This is a genomic window from Plantibacter sp. T3 (assembly GCF_902506515.1).
Taxonomy (GTDB): domain Bacteria; phylum Actinomycetota; class Actinomycetes; order Actinomycetales; family Microbacteriaceae; genus Plantibacter; species Plantibacter auratus.
Window position 1 is genome coordinate 3,106,834 of the sequence record NZ_LR733286.1, and the last position, 15,245, is coordinate 3,122,078.

Annotated in this window: 17 protein-coding genes; 4 read left to right on the forward strand and 13 right to left on the reverse strand. The window is 69.3% G+C overall.

The genetic code is table 11. The features are described 5' to 3' along the window. Positions 1 to 152 precede the first annotated feature (152 nt). The 11 genes from GV015_RS14765 to dapA all read right to left on the reverse strand — a co-directional run bounded on the left by GV015_RS14765 (position 153) and on the right by dapA (position 11,389). Positions 153 to 377: a DUF3046 domain-containing protein gene (locus GV015_RS14765; protein ID WP_079707086.1), complete on the reverse strand. Its 225-nt coding sequence runs from the start codon at positions 375 to 377 to the stop codon at positions 153 to 155. A 92-nt stretch (positions 378 to 469) separates the two neighbouring features. Next, the gene (locus GV015_RS14770) at positions 470 to 778 is read right to left on the reverse strand and encodes a helix-turn-helix domain-containing protein (protein ID WP_056012120.1); all 309 of its coding nucleotides are present in this window, start codon (positions 776 to 778) and stop codon (positions 470 to 472) included. Positions 779 to 997: 219 nt separating this feature from the next. Further along, positions 998 to 1,513: a CinA family protein gene (locus GV015_RS14775; protein ID WP_159879059.1), complete on the reverse strand. Its 516-nt coding sequence runs from the start codon at positions 1,511 to 1,513 to the stop codon at positions 998 to 1,000. Then, complete coding sequence (pgsA, locus tag GV015_RS14780; protein ID WP_159879061.1) at positions 1,510 to 2,118, reverse strand: CDP-diacylglycerol--glycerol-3-phosphate 3-phosphatidyltransferase; 609 nt, start codon at positions 2,116 to 2,118, stop codon at positions 1,510 to 1,512. Before pgsA ends, GV015_RS14775 begins: the two co-directional genes overlap by 4 nt. A 2-nt stretch (positions 2,119 to 2,120) precedes the next feature. Next, the gene (locus tag GV015_RS14785; RefSeq protein ID WP_159879063.1) at positions 2,121 to 5,015 is read right to left on the reverse strand and encodes a DNA translocase FtsK; all 2,895 of its coding nucleotides are present in this window, start codon (positions 5,013 to 5,015) and stop codon (positions 2,121 to 2,123) included. A gap of 77 nt (positions 5,016 to 5,092) precedes the next feature. Beyond that, positions 5,093 to 5,584, reverse strand: a complete 492-nt coding sequence (locus GV015_RS14790) for a GNAT family N-acetyltransferase (RefSeq protein ID WP_159879065.1) — start codon at positions 5,582 to 5,584, stop codon at positions 5,093 to 5,095. 58 nt (positions 5,585 to 5,642) lie between these two features. Then, the gene (locus GV015_RS14795; RefSeq protein WP_159879067.1) at positions 5,643 to 6,881 is read right to left on the reverse strand and encodes an ABC transporter permease; all 1,239 of its coding nucleotides are present in this window, start codon (positions 6,879 to 6,881) and stop codon (positions 5,643 to 5,645) included. Next, positions 6,874 to 7,578 (reverse strand): ABC transporter ATP-binding protein, encoded by a 705-nt coding sequence (locus tag GV015_RS14800; RefSeq protein ID WP_079707092.1) that lies wholly within the window; start codon positions 7,576 to 7,578, stop codon positions 6,874 to 6,876. Before GV015_RS14800 ends, GV015_RS14795 begins: the two co-directional genes overlap by 8 nt. Next, entirely contained in the window at positions 7,575 to 8,567 is a 993-nt protein-coding gene (locus GV015_RS14805) for an efflux RND transporter periplasmic adaptor subunit (protein WP_124769515.1), read from the reverse strand. The genes GV015_RS14800 and GV015_RS14805 overlap by 4 nt, the downstream gene beginning before the upstream one ends. 147 nt (positions 8,568 to 8,714) lie before the next feature. Continuing rightward, positions 8,715 to 10,391 carry a ribonuclease J gene (locus GV015_RS14810; protein WP_064294449.1) on the reverse strand — a complete coding sequence of 559 codons (1,677 nt, stop codon included), beginning with the start codon at positions 10,389 to 10,391 and terminating at the stop codon, positions 8,715 to 8,717. Between the two features lie 20 nt (positions 10,392 to 10,411). Continuing rightward, positions 10,412 to 11,389, reverse strand: coding sequence for a 4-hydroxy-tetrahydrodipicolinate synthase (gene dapA / locus GV015_RS14815; RefSeq protein WP_124769516.1), 978 nt, complete (start codon positions 11,387 to 11,389; stop codon positions 10,412 to 10,414). 108 nt (positions 11,390 to 11,497) lie between these two features. On the opposite strand from dapA, the gene GV015_RS14820 reads away from it, so the two are divergent. The 4 genes from GV015_RS14820 to GV015_RS14835 all read left to right on the forward strand — a co-directional run bounded on the left by GV015_RS14820 (position 11,498) and on the right by GV015_RS14835 (position 13,913). Continuing rightward, a complete protein-coding gene (locus GV015_RS14820; protein ID WP_159879069.1) occupies positions 11,498 to 11,932 on the forward strand; it encodes a thioredoxin family protein in 435 nt (144 codons plus the stop codon). Next, complete coding sequence (locus GV015_RS14825; protein WP_124769518.1) at positions 11,929 to 12,429, forward strand: DUF4395 domain-containing protein; 501 nt, start codon at positions 11,929 to 11,931, stop codon at positions 12,427 to 12,429. The genes GV015_RS14820 and GV015_RS14825 overlap by 4 nt, the downstream gene beginning before the upstream one ends. Positions 12,430 to 12,557: 128 nt before the next feature. Then, positions 12,558 to 12,983 carry an OsmC family peroxiredoxin gene (locus GV015_RS14830; protein ID WP_079707096.1) on the forward strand — a complete coding sequence of 142 codons (426 nt, stop codon included), beginning with the start codon at positions 12,558 to 12,560 and terminating at the stop codon, positions 12,981 to 12,983. A 39-nt stretch (positions 12,984 to 13,022) separates the two neighbouring features. Continuing rightward, positions 13,023 to 13,913, forward strand: coding sequence for a TIGR01777 family oxidoreductase (locus GV015_RS14835; protein WP_159879071.1), 891 nt, complete (start codon positions 13,023 to 13,025; stop codon positions 13,911 to 13,913). 23 nt (positions 13,914 to 13,936) lie between these two features. Here GV015_RS14835 and GV015_RS14840 read toward each other — a convergent pair whose 3' ends face one another. After that, the gene (locus tag GV015_RS14840; protein WP_197977658.1) at positions 13,937 to 14,359 is read right to left on the reverse strand and encodes a hypothetical protein; all 423 of its coding nucleotides are present in this window, start codon (positions 14,357 to 14,359) and stop codon (positions 13,937 to 13,939) included. Between the two features lie 11 nt (positions 14,360 to 14,370). Continuing rightward, positions 14,371 to 15,189 carry a 4-hydroxy-tetrahydrodipicolinate reductase gene (dapB, locus tag GV015_RS14845; protein WP_159879073.1) on the reverse strand — a complete coding sequence of 273 codons (819 nt, stop codon included), beginning with the start codon at positions 15,187 to 15,189 and terminating at the stop codon, positions 14,371 to 14,373. Positions 15,190 to 15,245 lie beyond the last annotated feature (56 nt).

A 15,245-nucleotide genomic window follows, 5' to 3' on the forward strand; every position in this document is an offset into this window, starting at 1 on the left:
GCGCCACCACCGACATGCACCGGTGGACGGCTCGATCCGTGCAGAACGCACTCACGAATGATCCTGTGGAGGACACTAGCACCACTAGAACGGATGTTCGATACCGATCGGGCGGCGTGTCGAAGACCGCTTCGCCCGTGTCGCTGGACGCGCTACGCGCCCGGCTGCAGCCGTCCGACGCCGTGGCGTCGCTCGTCCGGCACGTCGGTCGCGGTACAGAGCGCGATCCAGACGTCGCGGGGCGGGACACCGGCGCGCAACGCCTCCTCGGCGGTCTTCGAGCCGAACTCGGTGAGTCCGAGGTCACCGGTGAGTACCGCTCCGTACGCCGCGCCGAACTCGTCGGCGACGGCCGTCCTGAACTCACTCAGCTTCATTCCTGCTCCTGTCCCTTCCTCCGTCGTCCGTCCGGACGCGGAAACGCCCCGGGAGAGGGATCCCGGGGCGTTCTGCTGCCGTGCTCGCTCGATCAGCGGGAGACGAGTTCGTCCAGCTCGTTGACCAGTTCGTCCGGAACGGTGTCCGGGATGTTCGGGGAGAGACCCTCGATGACCGCGAGGCGGTCTCCGACCTCTCGCATGATGACGGAGATGGGGGTGTCGAGGGCGTCGGCCACCGAAGCGAGGATCTCGCTCGACGCCTCCTTCTGGCCTCGTTCGACCTCGCTCAGGTATCCGAGTGCGACGCTCGCCTTGCTCGCCACCTGGCGCAAGGTGCGACCCTTCTGCAACCGGAAGTCCCTCAGCACGTCGCCGATCTCTTGACGGACTAGAACCACGTGACCCTCCCTCTGTGCTCTACGACCTCGTGTCGTACAGCGCTCTGCTTCTCCAACGCGGATTCACGTCGTCCCAGCTGATCGCCGTCTCGTTCGTGGATGGCCAACATTACAACCACCGTATGCCGAACAGTAACCAGGATCACTGGGCTTTTCTTGTGAATACGTCATCTGTAACGCGATGGAAACGGACGGTATTCCGCCGAACGGAGCCGGCGTTCACTGGAGTGCGCCGAGTTCGCGCACGAGGGCTTCCAACGCCAGCTCCACGGTCCGGTGTCGGATCTCCTGGCGGCCTCCGTCCAGGGTGAGCGGCACCACCCGTCCACCCGCTCGCGTCACGATGCCCACGAAGACCGTCCCGACGACCTGGCCGTCCTGCGGGTCCGGTCCTGCGACGCCGGTCGTGGCGATACCGACGTCTGCCGGAAGCCCGTCGATCGCCAGGGCACGGCGCACGCCGTCCGCCATCTGGAGGGCCACCTCCGGGTGCACGGCGCCATGGAGCGCGAGGAGGCCGGCGTCGACTCCGAGCAGCGAGTGCTTCAGGCGGGTGTCGTACGCGACCACACCGCCTCGGACCGTCGCGGACGCGCCGGGCACGCTGATGAGCGCCGCGGCCAGCAGCCCGCCGGTCAGGGACTCCGCGACACCGATCGTCAACCGGGCGTCGATGAGCGCGTGGACCGCCGAGGCGGCACCGGCGTCGGCCGACTCGACGGCGTCGGACGTCATCGCTTGACCTGCCGGTCGGCGCGAGACCCCCGGACGGCGGTGACGACGTAGTCGATGCCGCTGGCGATGGTCAGGAGCACGGCGATGGTCATGAAGACCCCGTTCACCCAGAGCACCCAGTCACCGAGGAGCACCCAGAACGGCGCGAGGGCGAGTGAGATCGCGACGGCCTGTGCCAGGGTCTTGAGCTTCCCCATCCACGCGGCGGCGACGACATGGTCGGAGATCACGATGAAGCGGTGGACGGTGATGCCGATCTCGCGCACGAGCACGACGGCCGTGACCCACCACGGCAGTTCGCCGAGGATCGACAACGCGACGAGCGCTCCGCCCGTCAGCACCTTGTCGGCGATCGGGTCGAGGATCTTGCCGAGGTCCGTCACGAGGTTGCGACTGCGGGCGATGTGTCCGTCGATGCCGTCGCTCGCGATCGCCACGACGAAGAGCAGGGCGGCCCACCACCGCAGTGCGCCGTCGGAACCGTCGTCCGCCAACAGCATCCACATGAACACCGGTGCGAGCACGATCCTCGCGACGGTGATCGCGTTCGGGAGGTTCCAGTTCGAGATGCGTGGCTCAGCAGCCGACGCGTTCGATGCCGTCATGTCTACTCCCGACCGGTGAGACTCCAGGCGTCTTCGTCAGAACCGCCCTCGACCTCAGGATAGTCCTGGAACTGGGCCTCGACCGGGTCCGCACCGTAGCGGTCGGGCTCGACGCCGCCGGCAGCGCCGACGACCGGGGCTGCCGCGGCGGCTGTCGAGGCCGCCGCTGCGGGGGCCGGAGCGGCCGAACCGTCGTCCTCGCCGCGCAGACGGGCCAGGACACCCGGCAGCTGCTCCGCGGTGACGAGGACGTCGCGCGCCTTCGAGCCCTCGGACGGGCCGACGATCTCGCGCGACTCCATGAGGTCCATGAGCCGGCCGGCCTTCGCGAAACCGACCCGCAGCTTCCGCTGCAGCATCGAGGTCGATCCGAACTGCGTCGACACCACGAGCTCCGCTGCGGCGAGCAGGAGTTCGAGATCGTCGCCGATGTCCGCGTCGATCTCCTTGCGCTCGGCGACGGCCTGGACGTCCTTCCGGTACTCCGGCCGCGCCTGGTTCGTGACGTGTTCGACGACCCGCTGGATCTCGTTCTCGCCGACCCATGCGCCCTGCACACGGATGGACTTGTTCGCACCCATCGGCAGGAACAGGGCGTCGCCCTGACCGATGAGCTTGTCGGCGCCCGGCTGGTCGAGGATGACCCGGGAATCGGTGACGCTCGTGACGGCGAAGGCGAGGCGCGAGGGGACGTTCGCCTTGATGAGGCCGGTGACGACGTCGACCGACGGACGCTGCGTCGCGAGGACGAGGTGGATACCGGACGCACGGGCCAGCTGCGTGATGCGGACGATGGAGTCCTCGACGTCGCGGGGGGCGACCATCATCAAGTCGGCGAGCTCGTCGACGACGACCAACAGGTAGGGGTAGGGCTTCAGGACGCGTTCGCTGCCCGAGGGGAGGACGATCTCGTTGGCCACGACGGCTTTGTTGAAGTCGTCGATGTGCCGGTAGCCGAAGCTCGCGAGGTCGTCGTACCGCATGTCCATCTCCTTCACGACCCACTGCAGCGCTTCCGCCGCCTTCTTCGGGTTCGTGATGATGGGCGTGATGAGGTGCGGGACGCCCGCGTACGGCGCGAGCTCGACGCGTTTGGGGTCGATGAGGACCATGCGCACCTCGCTCGGCTTGGCGCGCATGAGGAGCGAGGTGATCATCGAGTTCACGAAGACCGACTTGCCGGAGCCGGTCGACCCGGCGACCAGGAGGTGCGGCATCTTCGCGAGGTTCGCGACGACGTAGCCGCCGCCGACGTCCTTGCCGACGCCGATCGTCATCGGGTGGTTGCTGTTCGTGGCCGCCGTCGAGCGCAGGATGTCGCCGAGGGTGACGATCTCGCGGTCGGTGTTCGGGATCTCGATGCCGATGGCGCTCTTCCCCGGGATGGGCGAGAGGATGCGGACCTCGTTGGACGCCACGGCGTAGGAGAGGTTCTTGCTGAGTGCCGTCACCCGCTCGACCTTGACGCCCGGGCCGAGCTCGATCTCGTACTGCGTCACGGTCGGGCCGCGGGAGAAGCCCGTGACCTTCGCGTCGACGCCGAACTGGTCGAGGACGCTCGTGATCGCAGCGACCGCTTCGTCGTTGGCCGCGCTGTGCGTCTTCGCTGGCTCACCCGCCGCCAGGGTCCCTGCGGACGGGAGACGGTACGGCGTGTCGTCCTGGCCCTGCTGCGCCATCGGGCGCGCCGAGAAGTCGATCTGGTCGGGTGCGCCGAGGAGCGCCGGGTCGAGGTCTTCGATGACCTCGGTCGCGCCGGGGATGCTGTCGTCGTGCAGACCCGTCTGCGGCTTGATCTCGCCCGTGTTGAACCGCTTGACGGCGCTCTCCGCCGCTTCGAGGTCGCCGAGGAGCTCGGAGCCGAAGGCGTCGTGCACCGGCGCGGCTTTCGGCGACGCGGCAGGCGCGGCCACCGGTTCGAGCGGCGAGTCGAATCCGCCGGACGGCTTCTCGAGGCCGAGGAGCTCGGTCATGTTGTCGCCCATGAGCGGGTCCTCGAACGTCGGGTCGTCCTCGCGACGGCTCGTGTTGCGACGCCACCACGGCAGGGCCGCCGGCTCGTCGGGTTCCTCGTCGAGGTCGTCGAGTCGCTTCGTCCGCGCGCTCTTCGGCTCTGCGGGCTCTCCCTCTGGTGCCTCCGGCTGCTCGCCGAACATCCAGGTGGAGAACTGCCGCACGCGGGCACCGACGCGGTTCGGCGGCGTCTTGGTCACGATGAAGAGACTGAGGAGGATCAGGAGCGAGATGAGGACGGTCGCGCCGATCGGGGTGATGATCGCGGCGAGCGGAGCGCCGAGGATCCATCCGAGGAGACCGCCGGCCTGCGCCAACGCGGGCAGGCCCTGACTCGGGTTCGGCTGGCCACCGTGGATGTGACAGAGCGCCGAGATGCTGATCAGGAGCAGACCGAGGCCGATGCTGATGCGACCGTTGTCGTCGACCGAGGCCGGGTGCCGGAACAGCCAGACCGCGAAGACGATCATGATGACCGGGAGCACGAAGGCGAGTCGGCCGAAGAGGCCGCCGAACGACCAGGCGTCGAAAGTCTGGGCGACCGGGTCGGCCGCGCCGAACCACTCGACGACGGCACCGACGACGGCCAGCAGGAAGAGCAGGAAGGGGAAGCCGTCGCGACGGTCCTCCTTGGCGATTCGCTCGGGGCCGAGGGCTCTGACCGCTCCACCGACGCCGTGCGCGAGACCGAGCCACATCGAGGTCAGCACACTGCGCTGCTCCTCGGCGGACGGATAGGCGACGGTCTTCTGCTGCTTCGTCGTCGACGCGCCCGCCTTGGTGCCGGGCTTGGTGTTCGTCTTCGTGCTCGTGGTGCGCGACGAAGCGCCGCTCGGCGAGGAAGCGCTGCGCGAACGGCTGGTCGAGTTGGAACGTGCGGCCATGCGTTCACGGTACTCGTCGCCACCGACGCAGCCCGGCAAGCTGGCGGGGTGTCCACGATCCGCGATCCGCCGGGCGGTCAGCGCAGATTCAGGACCATCGTGTCACGGGTCCCCCGCCGGTCCACGGTCGCGAACCCCTCGGTGCGGTACAGCGAGACGGCGTGGTTCGCCCGCTCCACGCTCAGGCTGATGCGCTGGTACCCGGCCACTCTGGCGAGCTGCACGGTCGCGCGGAGCAACTGCCGGCCGACACCCTGGGCGCGGTGGATCGGACTGACCCCCAGGATGAGTTCGGGGACGCCGCCCGCCACGTACCCGAACCCGGGTGCATCGGACGGGAAGAGTCGATACCAGCACGCCCCGACGGGCGCACCGTCCTGCCCGACGGCGACGACCCCGGCGTCGCCGGGGCGACGCCAGCCGTGCACATACCGGGTGTGCTGCGCATCGGCGAGGACGGCGGACCGGGGACGGGGCGCGACGGCGTTCCAGTTCGCCGCCTCGACCATCATGTCGGTGAGGACGCGCACATCAGCCACCGCGGCGTCGCGGATCGAGTAGACCGCCATGGACGGATGGTACGCCACCGGTGTTTCGAGCAGATGACGCGCGAGGGGTCGCCGTCGGTCAGTACCGGATGGCGTCGATCACCTTCACGCGGACGGCGACGAGCGCCGGGAGGAGCCCGGCGATCGCCCCGACGGCCGTGGCACTCACCAGCCCGAGGACCGCCGCCTCGATGGGGAACGGCGGGAAGTCCGTCACGAGCCCTTGACCGATGAACTGCTCGACGATCGGACTCTTCACGACGGCCACGGCGAGCATGACACCGATGACCCCGGCAACGAAGGTGGCGACGACACTCTCCATCATCACGGCGAAGAACACCCGCGGCGCGGTCGCCCCGAAACTCCGTCGGATCCCGATCTCGCGGATCCGCTGGCGGACGGTGACGAGCGAGAGGTTGATCAGCCCGAGGGCCCCGAGCAGGAGGATGAGTCCGGCGACGGCACCGACCACGAGCTTCAACGACAGGAGCGGGTCCTCCCCCGTCTGGCCGAAATCGTTGCGGAACACGTCGACGCTGTACGCGTCACCGAGTTCGGCACGCAGGTCGGACTGGATCCGCTGGGTGAAGGCCTCGGCGTCCGCGTTCGGGACCCAGAACTCGAACTGCGGCAACTGACCGGGCTGCCCCATGCCCTCCTCCGCGCCGGCCACCGGACCGATGAGCGCCGTCCCCGCGGGCAGGATCGACAGCTGCGGTTCGGTGTCCCACTCGTTGCTCGCGTACACGCCGACGATCACAGCCGTGACCGGGTGTTCACCGTGGACCGTGACCGTCGGGTGCGCCTCGATGGGCGGCGACCCGAGGCGCTGCCAGAACGCCGGGTTCACGACGATCGCGGGTGCGAGGCGGTCGCCGTCGTCCTCCTGGAACCAGGCGCCCTCGTCGAGTCTGATGCGGTGCATCTCGCCGTATGGGACGTCGACGACGGTCGCCGGCACCGCCACCGTCCCATCGGCGAACTGCACGTTGAGCTGGGTGCTGCCGGATTGCGAGACGTACCCGATGCCGTACCGCTCGGCGAGGTCGTGCACCGCCGTGATGTAGGTCTCCGGGTCGGGTTGCTCCGTTCCGGTGCCGTAGGCCGATGCCATGAGCGTGGCGGGTCGGCCGCCGTAGCGTTCCTGCGACTCGGTCTGGGCCTGCGCCGCGAGCGACGACATGCCGACCATGCTCGTGAGGGCGCACACCGCGACGCCGACGCCGATGAGCGAGAGGATGACCCGGCCACGATGGATCCGCAGCTCCTGGGCGGCCTCGACGACCGCTCCGACGATCGAGGTCAGGATCCTAGACATCCGCTGCCTCCAGTTCGTGATCGGGGGTGAGCACGCCGTGGTCGAGACGGTGGTGGGTCGTCGCGAGTCGGGCGATCGCCCGGTCGTGGGTGATCGTCACGAGGGCGGCGCCCGTGGAGGTCGCCACCTCGTCGAGCAGGGACATGACGGAGGTGCCGGTCTCGACGTCGAGAGCGCCGGTCGGCTCGTCCGCGAGGATGAGCCGTGGCCCGCGGACGAGTGAGCGCGCGATCGCGACGCGCTGCTGCTCGCCGCCGGACAGTTTCGTCGGCATCGCATCGAGGCGGTCACCGAGTCCGACGCGTTCGAGCATCGCGGCGGCGATCTCGCGGCGACGCCAGAACGAGCGTCCACTCGCGTAGAGGAGCGGCGTCGTGACGTTCTCGAGCGCGGTCCGGCCCGGCAGGAGGTTGAACTGTTGGAAGACGAAACCGATCTGGGCTCCGCGCAGGCGGTCGCGCGCACCGGACCCGAGACGCTCCGCCGGCCGGCCGTCGAAGACGAGCGATCCGGAGGTCGGCTTGTCGAGCAGGCCGAGCAGGTTCAGGAGCGTCGACTTGCCCGAACCCGACCGACCGACGATGGAGACGCGATCGCCCTCGTGCACCTCGAGGTCGACGCCGTCGAGGATCGTCAGCGGCGGCGCATCGGGGATCTGGACGACCCTGGTGACCCCGCGGAGTTCGAGGAGCGTCACCCGACCGACCCGTCGCAGGCCATGCTGCCGTCCGGAAGCGTGGTGCACCCTTCGGGCGCGGGTGCGACGGCTCCAGGGACGAACTGGAGCACCGAGTCGCCTTCGGCGACACCGTCGACGATCTGCACCTGCTGTCCGTCGTTCAGTCCCAGCGTGACCGGCCGTTCCTCCTGCGCACCGTCGGCGCCGACGACCCAGACGGTCCCGGTCCCGGCCGAACCCTTGACCGCGGTCGTCGGGAGCACGAGGACGTTCTCGGCGACGCCGCCCGCGAGTTCGATCGTCGCGGCGAGTCCGGCGAAGACCCGGACGTCACCGGGCACCGCGCAGGTGACGGCGGTTCCGCCGGCACCGGGTGTCTGCCCGGATCCACCACCCGTCGTCGGCTCCTCCTCGTCGCCACCGCTCGACGGCGTCGTGACGCGCACCGCCGGACAGACGAACGGGGCCGGGCCGCCGTTGATGGTGACCGTCGCCTCGCCGGGGATGGTGAGCAGACGGTACTGTTTGTCGGCGCTCAACGCCCCGGTGATCGAGAACGTGGCCGGTGACACCTGCGCCACCGCGTCGCCGATTTGCACCGACTGCCCGTGGATGAGCTTGACGTTGCCGAGGGTGCCCGCGACCGGCGCGGTCACCTGCACGTACCGCTCCTTGCCTTCCTCGTCGATCGTCTTGACGTCGAGGATGGGATCGCCCTCCGCAAGGACGGCCCCCTTGGCCGCGAACACCTCGTCAACGGTGCCGGCGACGGTCGACTTCGCCGTGCTGGCCGGGTCGGCGACGACCTGGCCCTCCACCGAGACGGTGTTGACCACGGTGCCGAGCGCCGCCTGGACCTGTGGTTCCACGAGGCTCCCGGTCGGCTGCGTCGGCCCTTCCTCCTGCGGTGCGTCCGGGAAGAACGCGACCTTCACGAGCGCCACCGCGATCGCGGCGAAGACGAGCAGTTTCAGAATGGGGAACACCCAGGTGCGGACAATGCCCACGCCGACCTCCGGAATCCACCGCAGTCGGAGTGACGAGCGGCCATAGGGGATTCCAAGGTAGCAACGCGGAAGGCGGCCGGACATCACCCTCGCGAATGATGTTCGACCGCCTCCTGGCGGGTGGGACCGAGCGGACCCGACCCGTGATCAGGCCTCGATGACGAGCGGGACGATCATCGGGCGGCGACGGAAGGACGTGTTGACCCAGCGGCCGACGGTCCGACGGATCACCTGAGACAGCGCGTGCGTGTCGCGGACGCCGTTCTCCGCCGCCTCGGCGAGTGCCTTGGCGACCTTCGGCTTGATGTCGGCGAAGACCTTGTCGTCCTCGGCGAAGCCCTTCGCGTGCACCTCGGGGCCGGAGATGATGTGCCCGGTCTTCGAGTCGACGACGACGATGACCGAGATGAAGCCCTCCTCCGCCAGGATGCGACGGTCCTTGAGGTCGGCGTCGGTGATCTCGCCGACGGTCGAGCCGTCGACGTAGACGAGCCCGACGTCGAGCTGGCCGACGACCTTCGCGACGCCGTCCTTCAGGTCGATGACGATGCCGTCCTCGCCGATGAAGGTGTTCTGCGCCGGGACACCGCTGTCGATCGCGAGCTTCTGGTTCGCGACGAGGTGACGGTACTCACCGTGCACTGGGAGCACGTTCTTCGGCTGGAGGATGTTGTAGCAGTAGAGCAGCTCACCGGCGGCCGCGTGACCGGAGACGTGGACCTTCGCGTTGCCCTTGTGGACGACGGTGGCGCCGAGCTTCGTCAGGCCGTCGATGACCCGGTAGACCGCGTTCTCGTTGCCCGGGATGAGGCTCGAGGCGAGGATGACGGTGTCGCCCGGGCCCGGCTCGATCGCGTGGTCGAGGTTCGCCATCCGACTGAGGACGGCCATCGGCTCGCCCTGTGACCCGGTCGACATGTAGACGATCTTGTCCTCGGGGAGGTCCTTCGCCTTCTTGTAGTCGATGAGCAGGCCCTCGGGGACGTTCAGGTACCCGAGGTCGGCTGCGATCCCCATGTTGCGCACCATGGAACGACCGAGGAACGCGACCCGGCGGCCGTGGGCGTGAGCCGCGTCGAGGACCTGCTGGACGCGGTGCACGTGACTCGAGAAGCTCGCGACGATGACGCGGCGCTCGGACTTCGCGATGACCTGGTCGAGGACCGGCCCGATGGACCGCTCGAGCGGTGTGAATCCCGGCACGTCGGCGTTCGTCGAGTCGACGAGGAAGAGGTCGACGCCTTCTTCACCGAGGCGGGCGAAGGCGCGGAGGTCCGTCAGGCGGCCGTCGAGCGGCAGCTGGTCCATCTTGAAGTCACCGGTCACGAGGACGGTGCCGGCGTCGGTGTCGATGAACACCGCGAGCGCGTCCGGGATCGAGTGGTTGACCGCGACGAACTCGAGGTCGAACGGCCCCAGCGCCTCGATCTGGCCCTCCTTCACCGGCAGGGTGTAGGGGACGATGCGGTGCTCCTTGAGCTTCGCCTCGATGAGCGCGAGCGTCAGGCCGGAACCGATCAGCGGGATGTCCTTGCGGAGCTTCAGGAGGTACGGCACGGCGCCGATGTGGTCCTCGTGACCGTGCGTGAGCACGACGCCGACGATGTCGTCGAGCCGGTCCTTGATGGAGGTGAAGTCGGGCAGGATCAGGTCGACGCCCGGCTGGTGCTCTTCGGGGAAGAGCACGCCGCAGTCGACGATCAGGATCTTGCCGTCGATCTCGAAGCAGGTCATGTTCCTGCCGATCTCGCCGAGTCCTCCGATGGGGATGACGCGGAGCGTCCCCGGCTCGAGGACTGGCGGATCGATGATGGTATTGGGCATGTAGCCCCCCTCTGGTTTGTCTAGCGAGTCGTACCGGCGACCTTGGGCAGCGCGCCACCGGCGGCGGCGTTGCGGTCTGGCCGGAAGTTGCGGAAGTCGACGCCTGGGATGTCCTTCACCAGGTCGATCTCATCCTCGATCTGCGCAGCCTCCCACTCCTCCGGACCGACCAGCGGAAGACGTACCCGCGGGCTCTGGATCCGGCCGAGGCCGTGCAAGATGTATTTGGCGGCGACGGTGCCGGGGACGTGGGTCATGACCGCGCGCACGAGGGGCTCGAGCTGCCGGTGCGCCGCGGTGGCCGCGGCGAGGTCGCCGGAGTTCACCGCGTCGACCATGTGTCGGTAGGGCGTCGGTGCGATGTTGGCCGTGACGCCGATGAGGCCGGTGCCACCGATGGCGAGCGTGGGCAGTGCGTTGGCGTCGTCGCCCGCGAAGTACATGAGGTCCGTCTGGTTCATGACCCGGCTCACCTCGCTGAGGTCGCCCTTGGCGTCCTTCACCGCGAGGATGTTCGGGTGCTTTGCCGCACGCAGGATCGTCTCGTAGGTGATGGGGATGCCGGTTCGCCCCGGGATGTCGTAGAGGATGACCGGCAGATCCGTGGAGTCGGCGATCATGCGGAAGTGGGTGAGCACGCCGGCCTGGGTGGGCTTGTTGTAGTACGGGGTGACGATCATGTTGCCGTCGGCACCCGCCTGCTCGCTCTTCTTCGCGAGCTCGATCGCGTGGGCCGTCTCGTTGGATCCACCACCGGTGATGATCTTCGCGCGCCCGCCAGCGACGGCTTTGCCGACCTCGACGAGCTTGACCTTCTCCGGGTCCGTCAGCGTGGACGTCTCACCCGTGGTGCCGGTGACGACGATGCCGTCGGCCCCCGCGGTCACGACGTCGTCGATGTGTCGCTCGACGGCCTTCCAGTCGACCTCGCCGTCGGCGGTGAACGGCGTCACCAGGGCGACGAGGACTTGACCGAAGGGGTTCTCTGCACGCGACACCCTCTCAGGCTATCGGGTTTCCCTCTTGCGGGTCACCACCCGCACGGCCGTCACCTCGCGTCACACGGGCTCAGGGACCGGCACCCGGAACCTATGCTGACGGACACCATGTCCCCGCTGCCCGCCCTCTCGCTGATCCTCGTCCTCGTTCTGTCCGCGACGGCGGTGGGTCTGGTCGTGCTTGCACGGAGCGGGCGTGCGTCGCACCGCACCGACGGGGACCGACTCTCGTCGGCGGCACTCGGGACGACCACTCCGCTCGGCCGATCGGCCACCCTGGTGCAGTTCAGCACCGAGTTCTGTGCCCAGTGCCCCGGGACCAGACGACTGCTGCACGAGCTGGCCGACGGGGAGGCGGGCGTGGGCGTCCTCGACGTCGATCTGACCCACCGTCCCGACCTCGCGGACCGCTTCTCCGTCCTGCAGACGCCCACCGTCCTCCTCCTCGACCGCGCCGGGATCGTGCGCGGTCGGTTCTCCGGGGTCGCACGCCGTGCGGTGCTCGCCGGCGAGCTCCGATCCGTCCTCGGGAGACCAGCATGACCTCGAATCCTCCAGCAGCACAGCCGACCGGCATCGACCCGCGCAGCCCGCGGTTCGGCGCGACCGTGACCGCCGTGCTCCTCCTCGTCGCCGTCTTCCTCGCACTGACGGCGCCGCTCGCCGACACGCTGCCCGCGCGGGCCGGCCAACCGGCCTTCGTCCTCCTCGTCGTCGTCGCAGCCCTGTTCGCGTGGGGCGCGTTCGCCGGGATCCGACGCCACCCGTACGGCATCGTGTTCCGACGCCTCATCCGCCCGAGGTTCGGCCCGCCCGTCGAACTCGAGGCACCCGAACCACCGACCTTCGCGCAGGGCGTCGGGCTCGTGGTGGTCGCGATCGGACTCGTGCTGCACCTCGTCGGGTTGCCGGGATCCCTCGCCGTCTCCGCCGGTGCCGCGTTCGTCGCCGCCTTCCTCAACGCGGCATTCGGGTTCTGCCTCGGCTGCCGCCTGTATGTGCTCCTCCTCCGCGCCCGCCTCATCGGACGACCAGCGTGACGGTGGCCTGAAGCACCTGTCGACAGCGTTTGTCGACGGGGTGACCGTCCAGGTCGATCCGGTTAGGCTGACCCCACGAACACCAGCGCCGATGCGCTCCTGCACGGCCCGACGATGGAGGTTGCACCATGGCGGTAACAAGCGAAGCCACGACGGTCTGGAACGGCACGCTCTTCGAGGGATCCGGGCACACGAGCCTCGACACCTCCGAGGCGGCCGAGTTCGCCGTCGACTGGAAGGCACGCTCGGAGGGATCCAACACGACGACGACCCCCGAGGAACTGCTCGGGGCTGCTCACGCCTCCTGCTACTCGATGGCGTTCGCCAACGAACTCACGAGCGCCGGATTCCCGCCGGAGCGCATCCAGGCGACCGCGGCGGTCTCCTTCACCCCCGGCACCGGCATCACCGGCAGCCACCTGCTCGTCAGCGCGGTCGTACCCGGCATCTCCGAGGCCGACTTCGAGCGCATCGCCACGGCGGCGAAGGAGGGTTGCCCGGTCTCGCAGGCGCTCGCCGGCATCCCGATCACCCTCGAAGCCAGCCTCGCGTAACCACCACCGTCCAGCAGCACGAGCAGGAAGGCGACGCGCATGCGCATCGTGATCGGCGGAGCCTCCGGGCTCATCGGAACGGCGCTCGGGCGCTCCCTCGAGACCGACGGCCATGACGTCGTCCGGCTCGTACGACGTCCGGCGCATGGTGCCGGAGAAGCGGAGTGGGATCCGCTGGCAGGCGTGCTGGATCCAGCGGTCCTGAGCGGCGCCGACGCGGTCGTCAACCTCTCCGGTGCCTCCCTCGGCAAGCTGCCGTGGACGGCGGCCTACCGGTCCACGATCCTCTGGTCACGACTCAGCGCCACCCGGACACTCGTCGACGCCATGAACCGGGCGGAGCAGCCACCGGCCGCCTTCCTCAGTGGTTCGGCGGTCGGGTACTACGGCGACCGTCCCGGAGAGACCCTCACGGAGGACTCCTCCAGAGGGGCCGGATACCTCGCCGACGTCGTCGTCGCCTGGGAGGACTCGGCGCTCGCAGCGCCCGACGCCGTCCGCACCGTGCTGCTCCGCAACGGTATCGTCGTCGACCTGGCAGGCGTGCTCAAGCCGCTGGCACCGCTCACCAGGTTCGGGGTCGCCGGTCCGCTCGGTTCGGGCCGCCAGTTCTGGCCGTGGATCGGGCTGCAGGACGAGGTCCGGGCGATCACCCACCTCCTGACCTCGACGCTCTCCGGACCGGTGAACCTGTGCGGTCCGCAGGCCGCCCGTGCCGACGACCTCATGTTCGAGCTCGCCAGACGGATGAACCGGCCCTATCTGCTCCGCGTCCCGAAGTTCGCCCTCAAGGCGCTCCTCGGCGACGCCGCCGACGGACTGCTGCTGAGCGATCAGCGCGTCGAACCTCGTCGGCTCCTGGACGACGGCTTCACGTTCAGCACGCCGACCGTCGAGCAGGCGTTGGCCGAAGCACTCGCCCGGGACTGAACGACGGGACGCCGCCGCTCCGGTCAGCTCCGCGAGAGCCGGATCGCCTGCCGGATGGCCTGCCGTGCTCGGCGGCGGTCTCCGGCACCGTCGTAGACGAGCCCGAGGCGGTACCAGGATCGCCAGTCGTCGGGAGCGGCCTCGGCCGCGTCACGGTACTTCGGGAACAGCTCGTCTGCGGCATCACGCATCGGCCGGCCGCTCTCGCGGGTCTCGACCTGCTCGGGCGGAAGGCCGCCCTCGGCCTCGAGGCGGACGCCGAGGCGCTCGGCGCCCAAGCCGAAGGCGATCTCGCGCCAGAGCGCCCAGACGCCGAGGATCGGCAGGACGACGAGCGCCGCACCCATGGCGATGCCGACAGGTTCGCCCGTGCCGAGGAGGACGACGGCACGGTACCCGACGAGGACGATGTAGAGGACGAGCAGGGCCGCGATGATCGCGACCATGACGCGGGTCTTCACAGGGCGCTGGCCGCCGCGGCTTGGCCGGAGACGTGCTCGGGCGCCCCCTGGGCGGGCCGCCGACCCGCCGGCCCTGGGCGATCGAGTCCGAGGTCGAGCAGACTGTCGAGACCGACGGTGACCCCCTGGGCGTCGCGGGCGGCCACGAGGGCGAGCCGGATGCCCCGCTCGTAGGACGCGGGCGAGATCGTGTCGTGCGTGATCGTGACGAGTTCGTCGACGCCACCGAACACGACCTCCTGGCGGGCGACGACACCCTGGAGCCGCAGGCTGTGGATCGGGATGCTCGAGACCTGCTGTCCCCTCGCCCGCTGGTCGGTGTGCGGAGCGGCGACGGGCCCACGGTCGCCACGAGCGGCCATCATCAGCTCGGCGGTGCGCACGGCGGTCCCGGAGGGCGAGTCCACCTTCGTGTCGCGGTGGGACTCGATGATCTCGATCGAGTCGAAGAAGCGGGCCGCGACGGTCGCCAGACTCGTCGACAGGACGGACCCCAGCGAGAAGTTGGGGATGATGACGACGCCCTGCTCGGGCAGCTCGGCGAGCCGGCGGTCGAGTCGCTGGATACGCTCGGCCGACCAACCGCTCGTCCCGACGAGCACGTTGATGCCCTGAGCGACGGCGTGGTCGACGATCCGCTGGCTGACACCCGGGACCGTGACGTCGACGACGAGGTCCGCCCCGTCCATCTCGCTCAGCTCGCTCGACGAACCGAGCGACGCGACCAGCTCGAAGTCGTCGAGTGAACCGATGATGCTGGTGAACAGTCGGCCCATCTTGCCGCTCGCGCCGGCCAGCGCCACTCGTGTCGTCATGCCCTCAGCTTACGTGTTGCCCGCGCGCGCCGTCCTCGGGCGGAGGCCTGCCGATC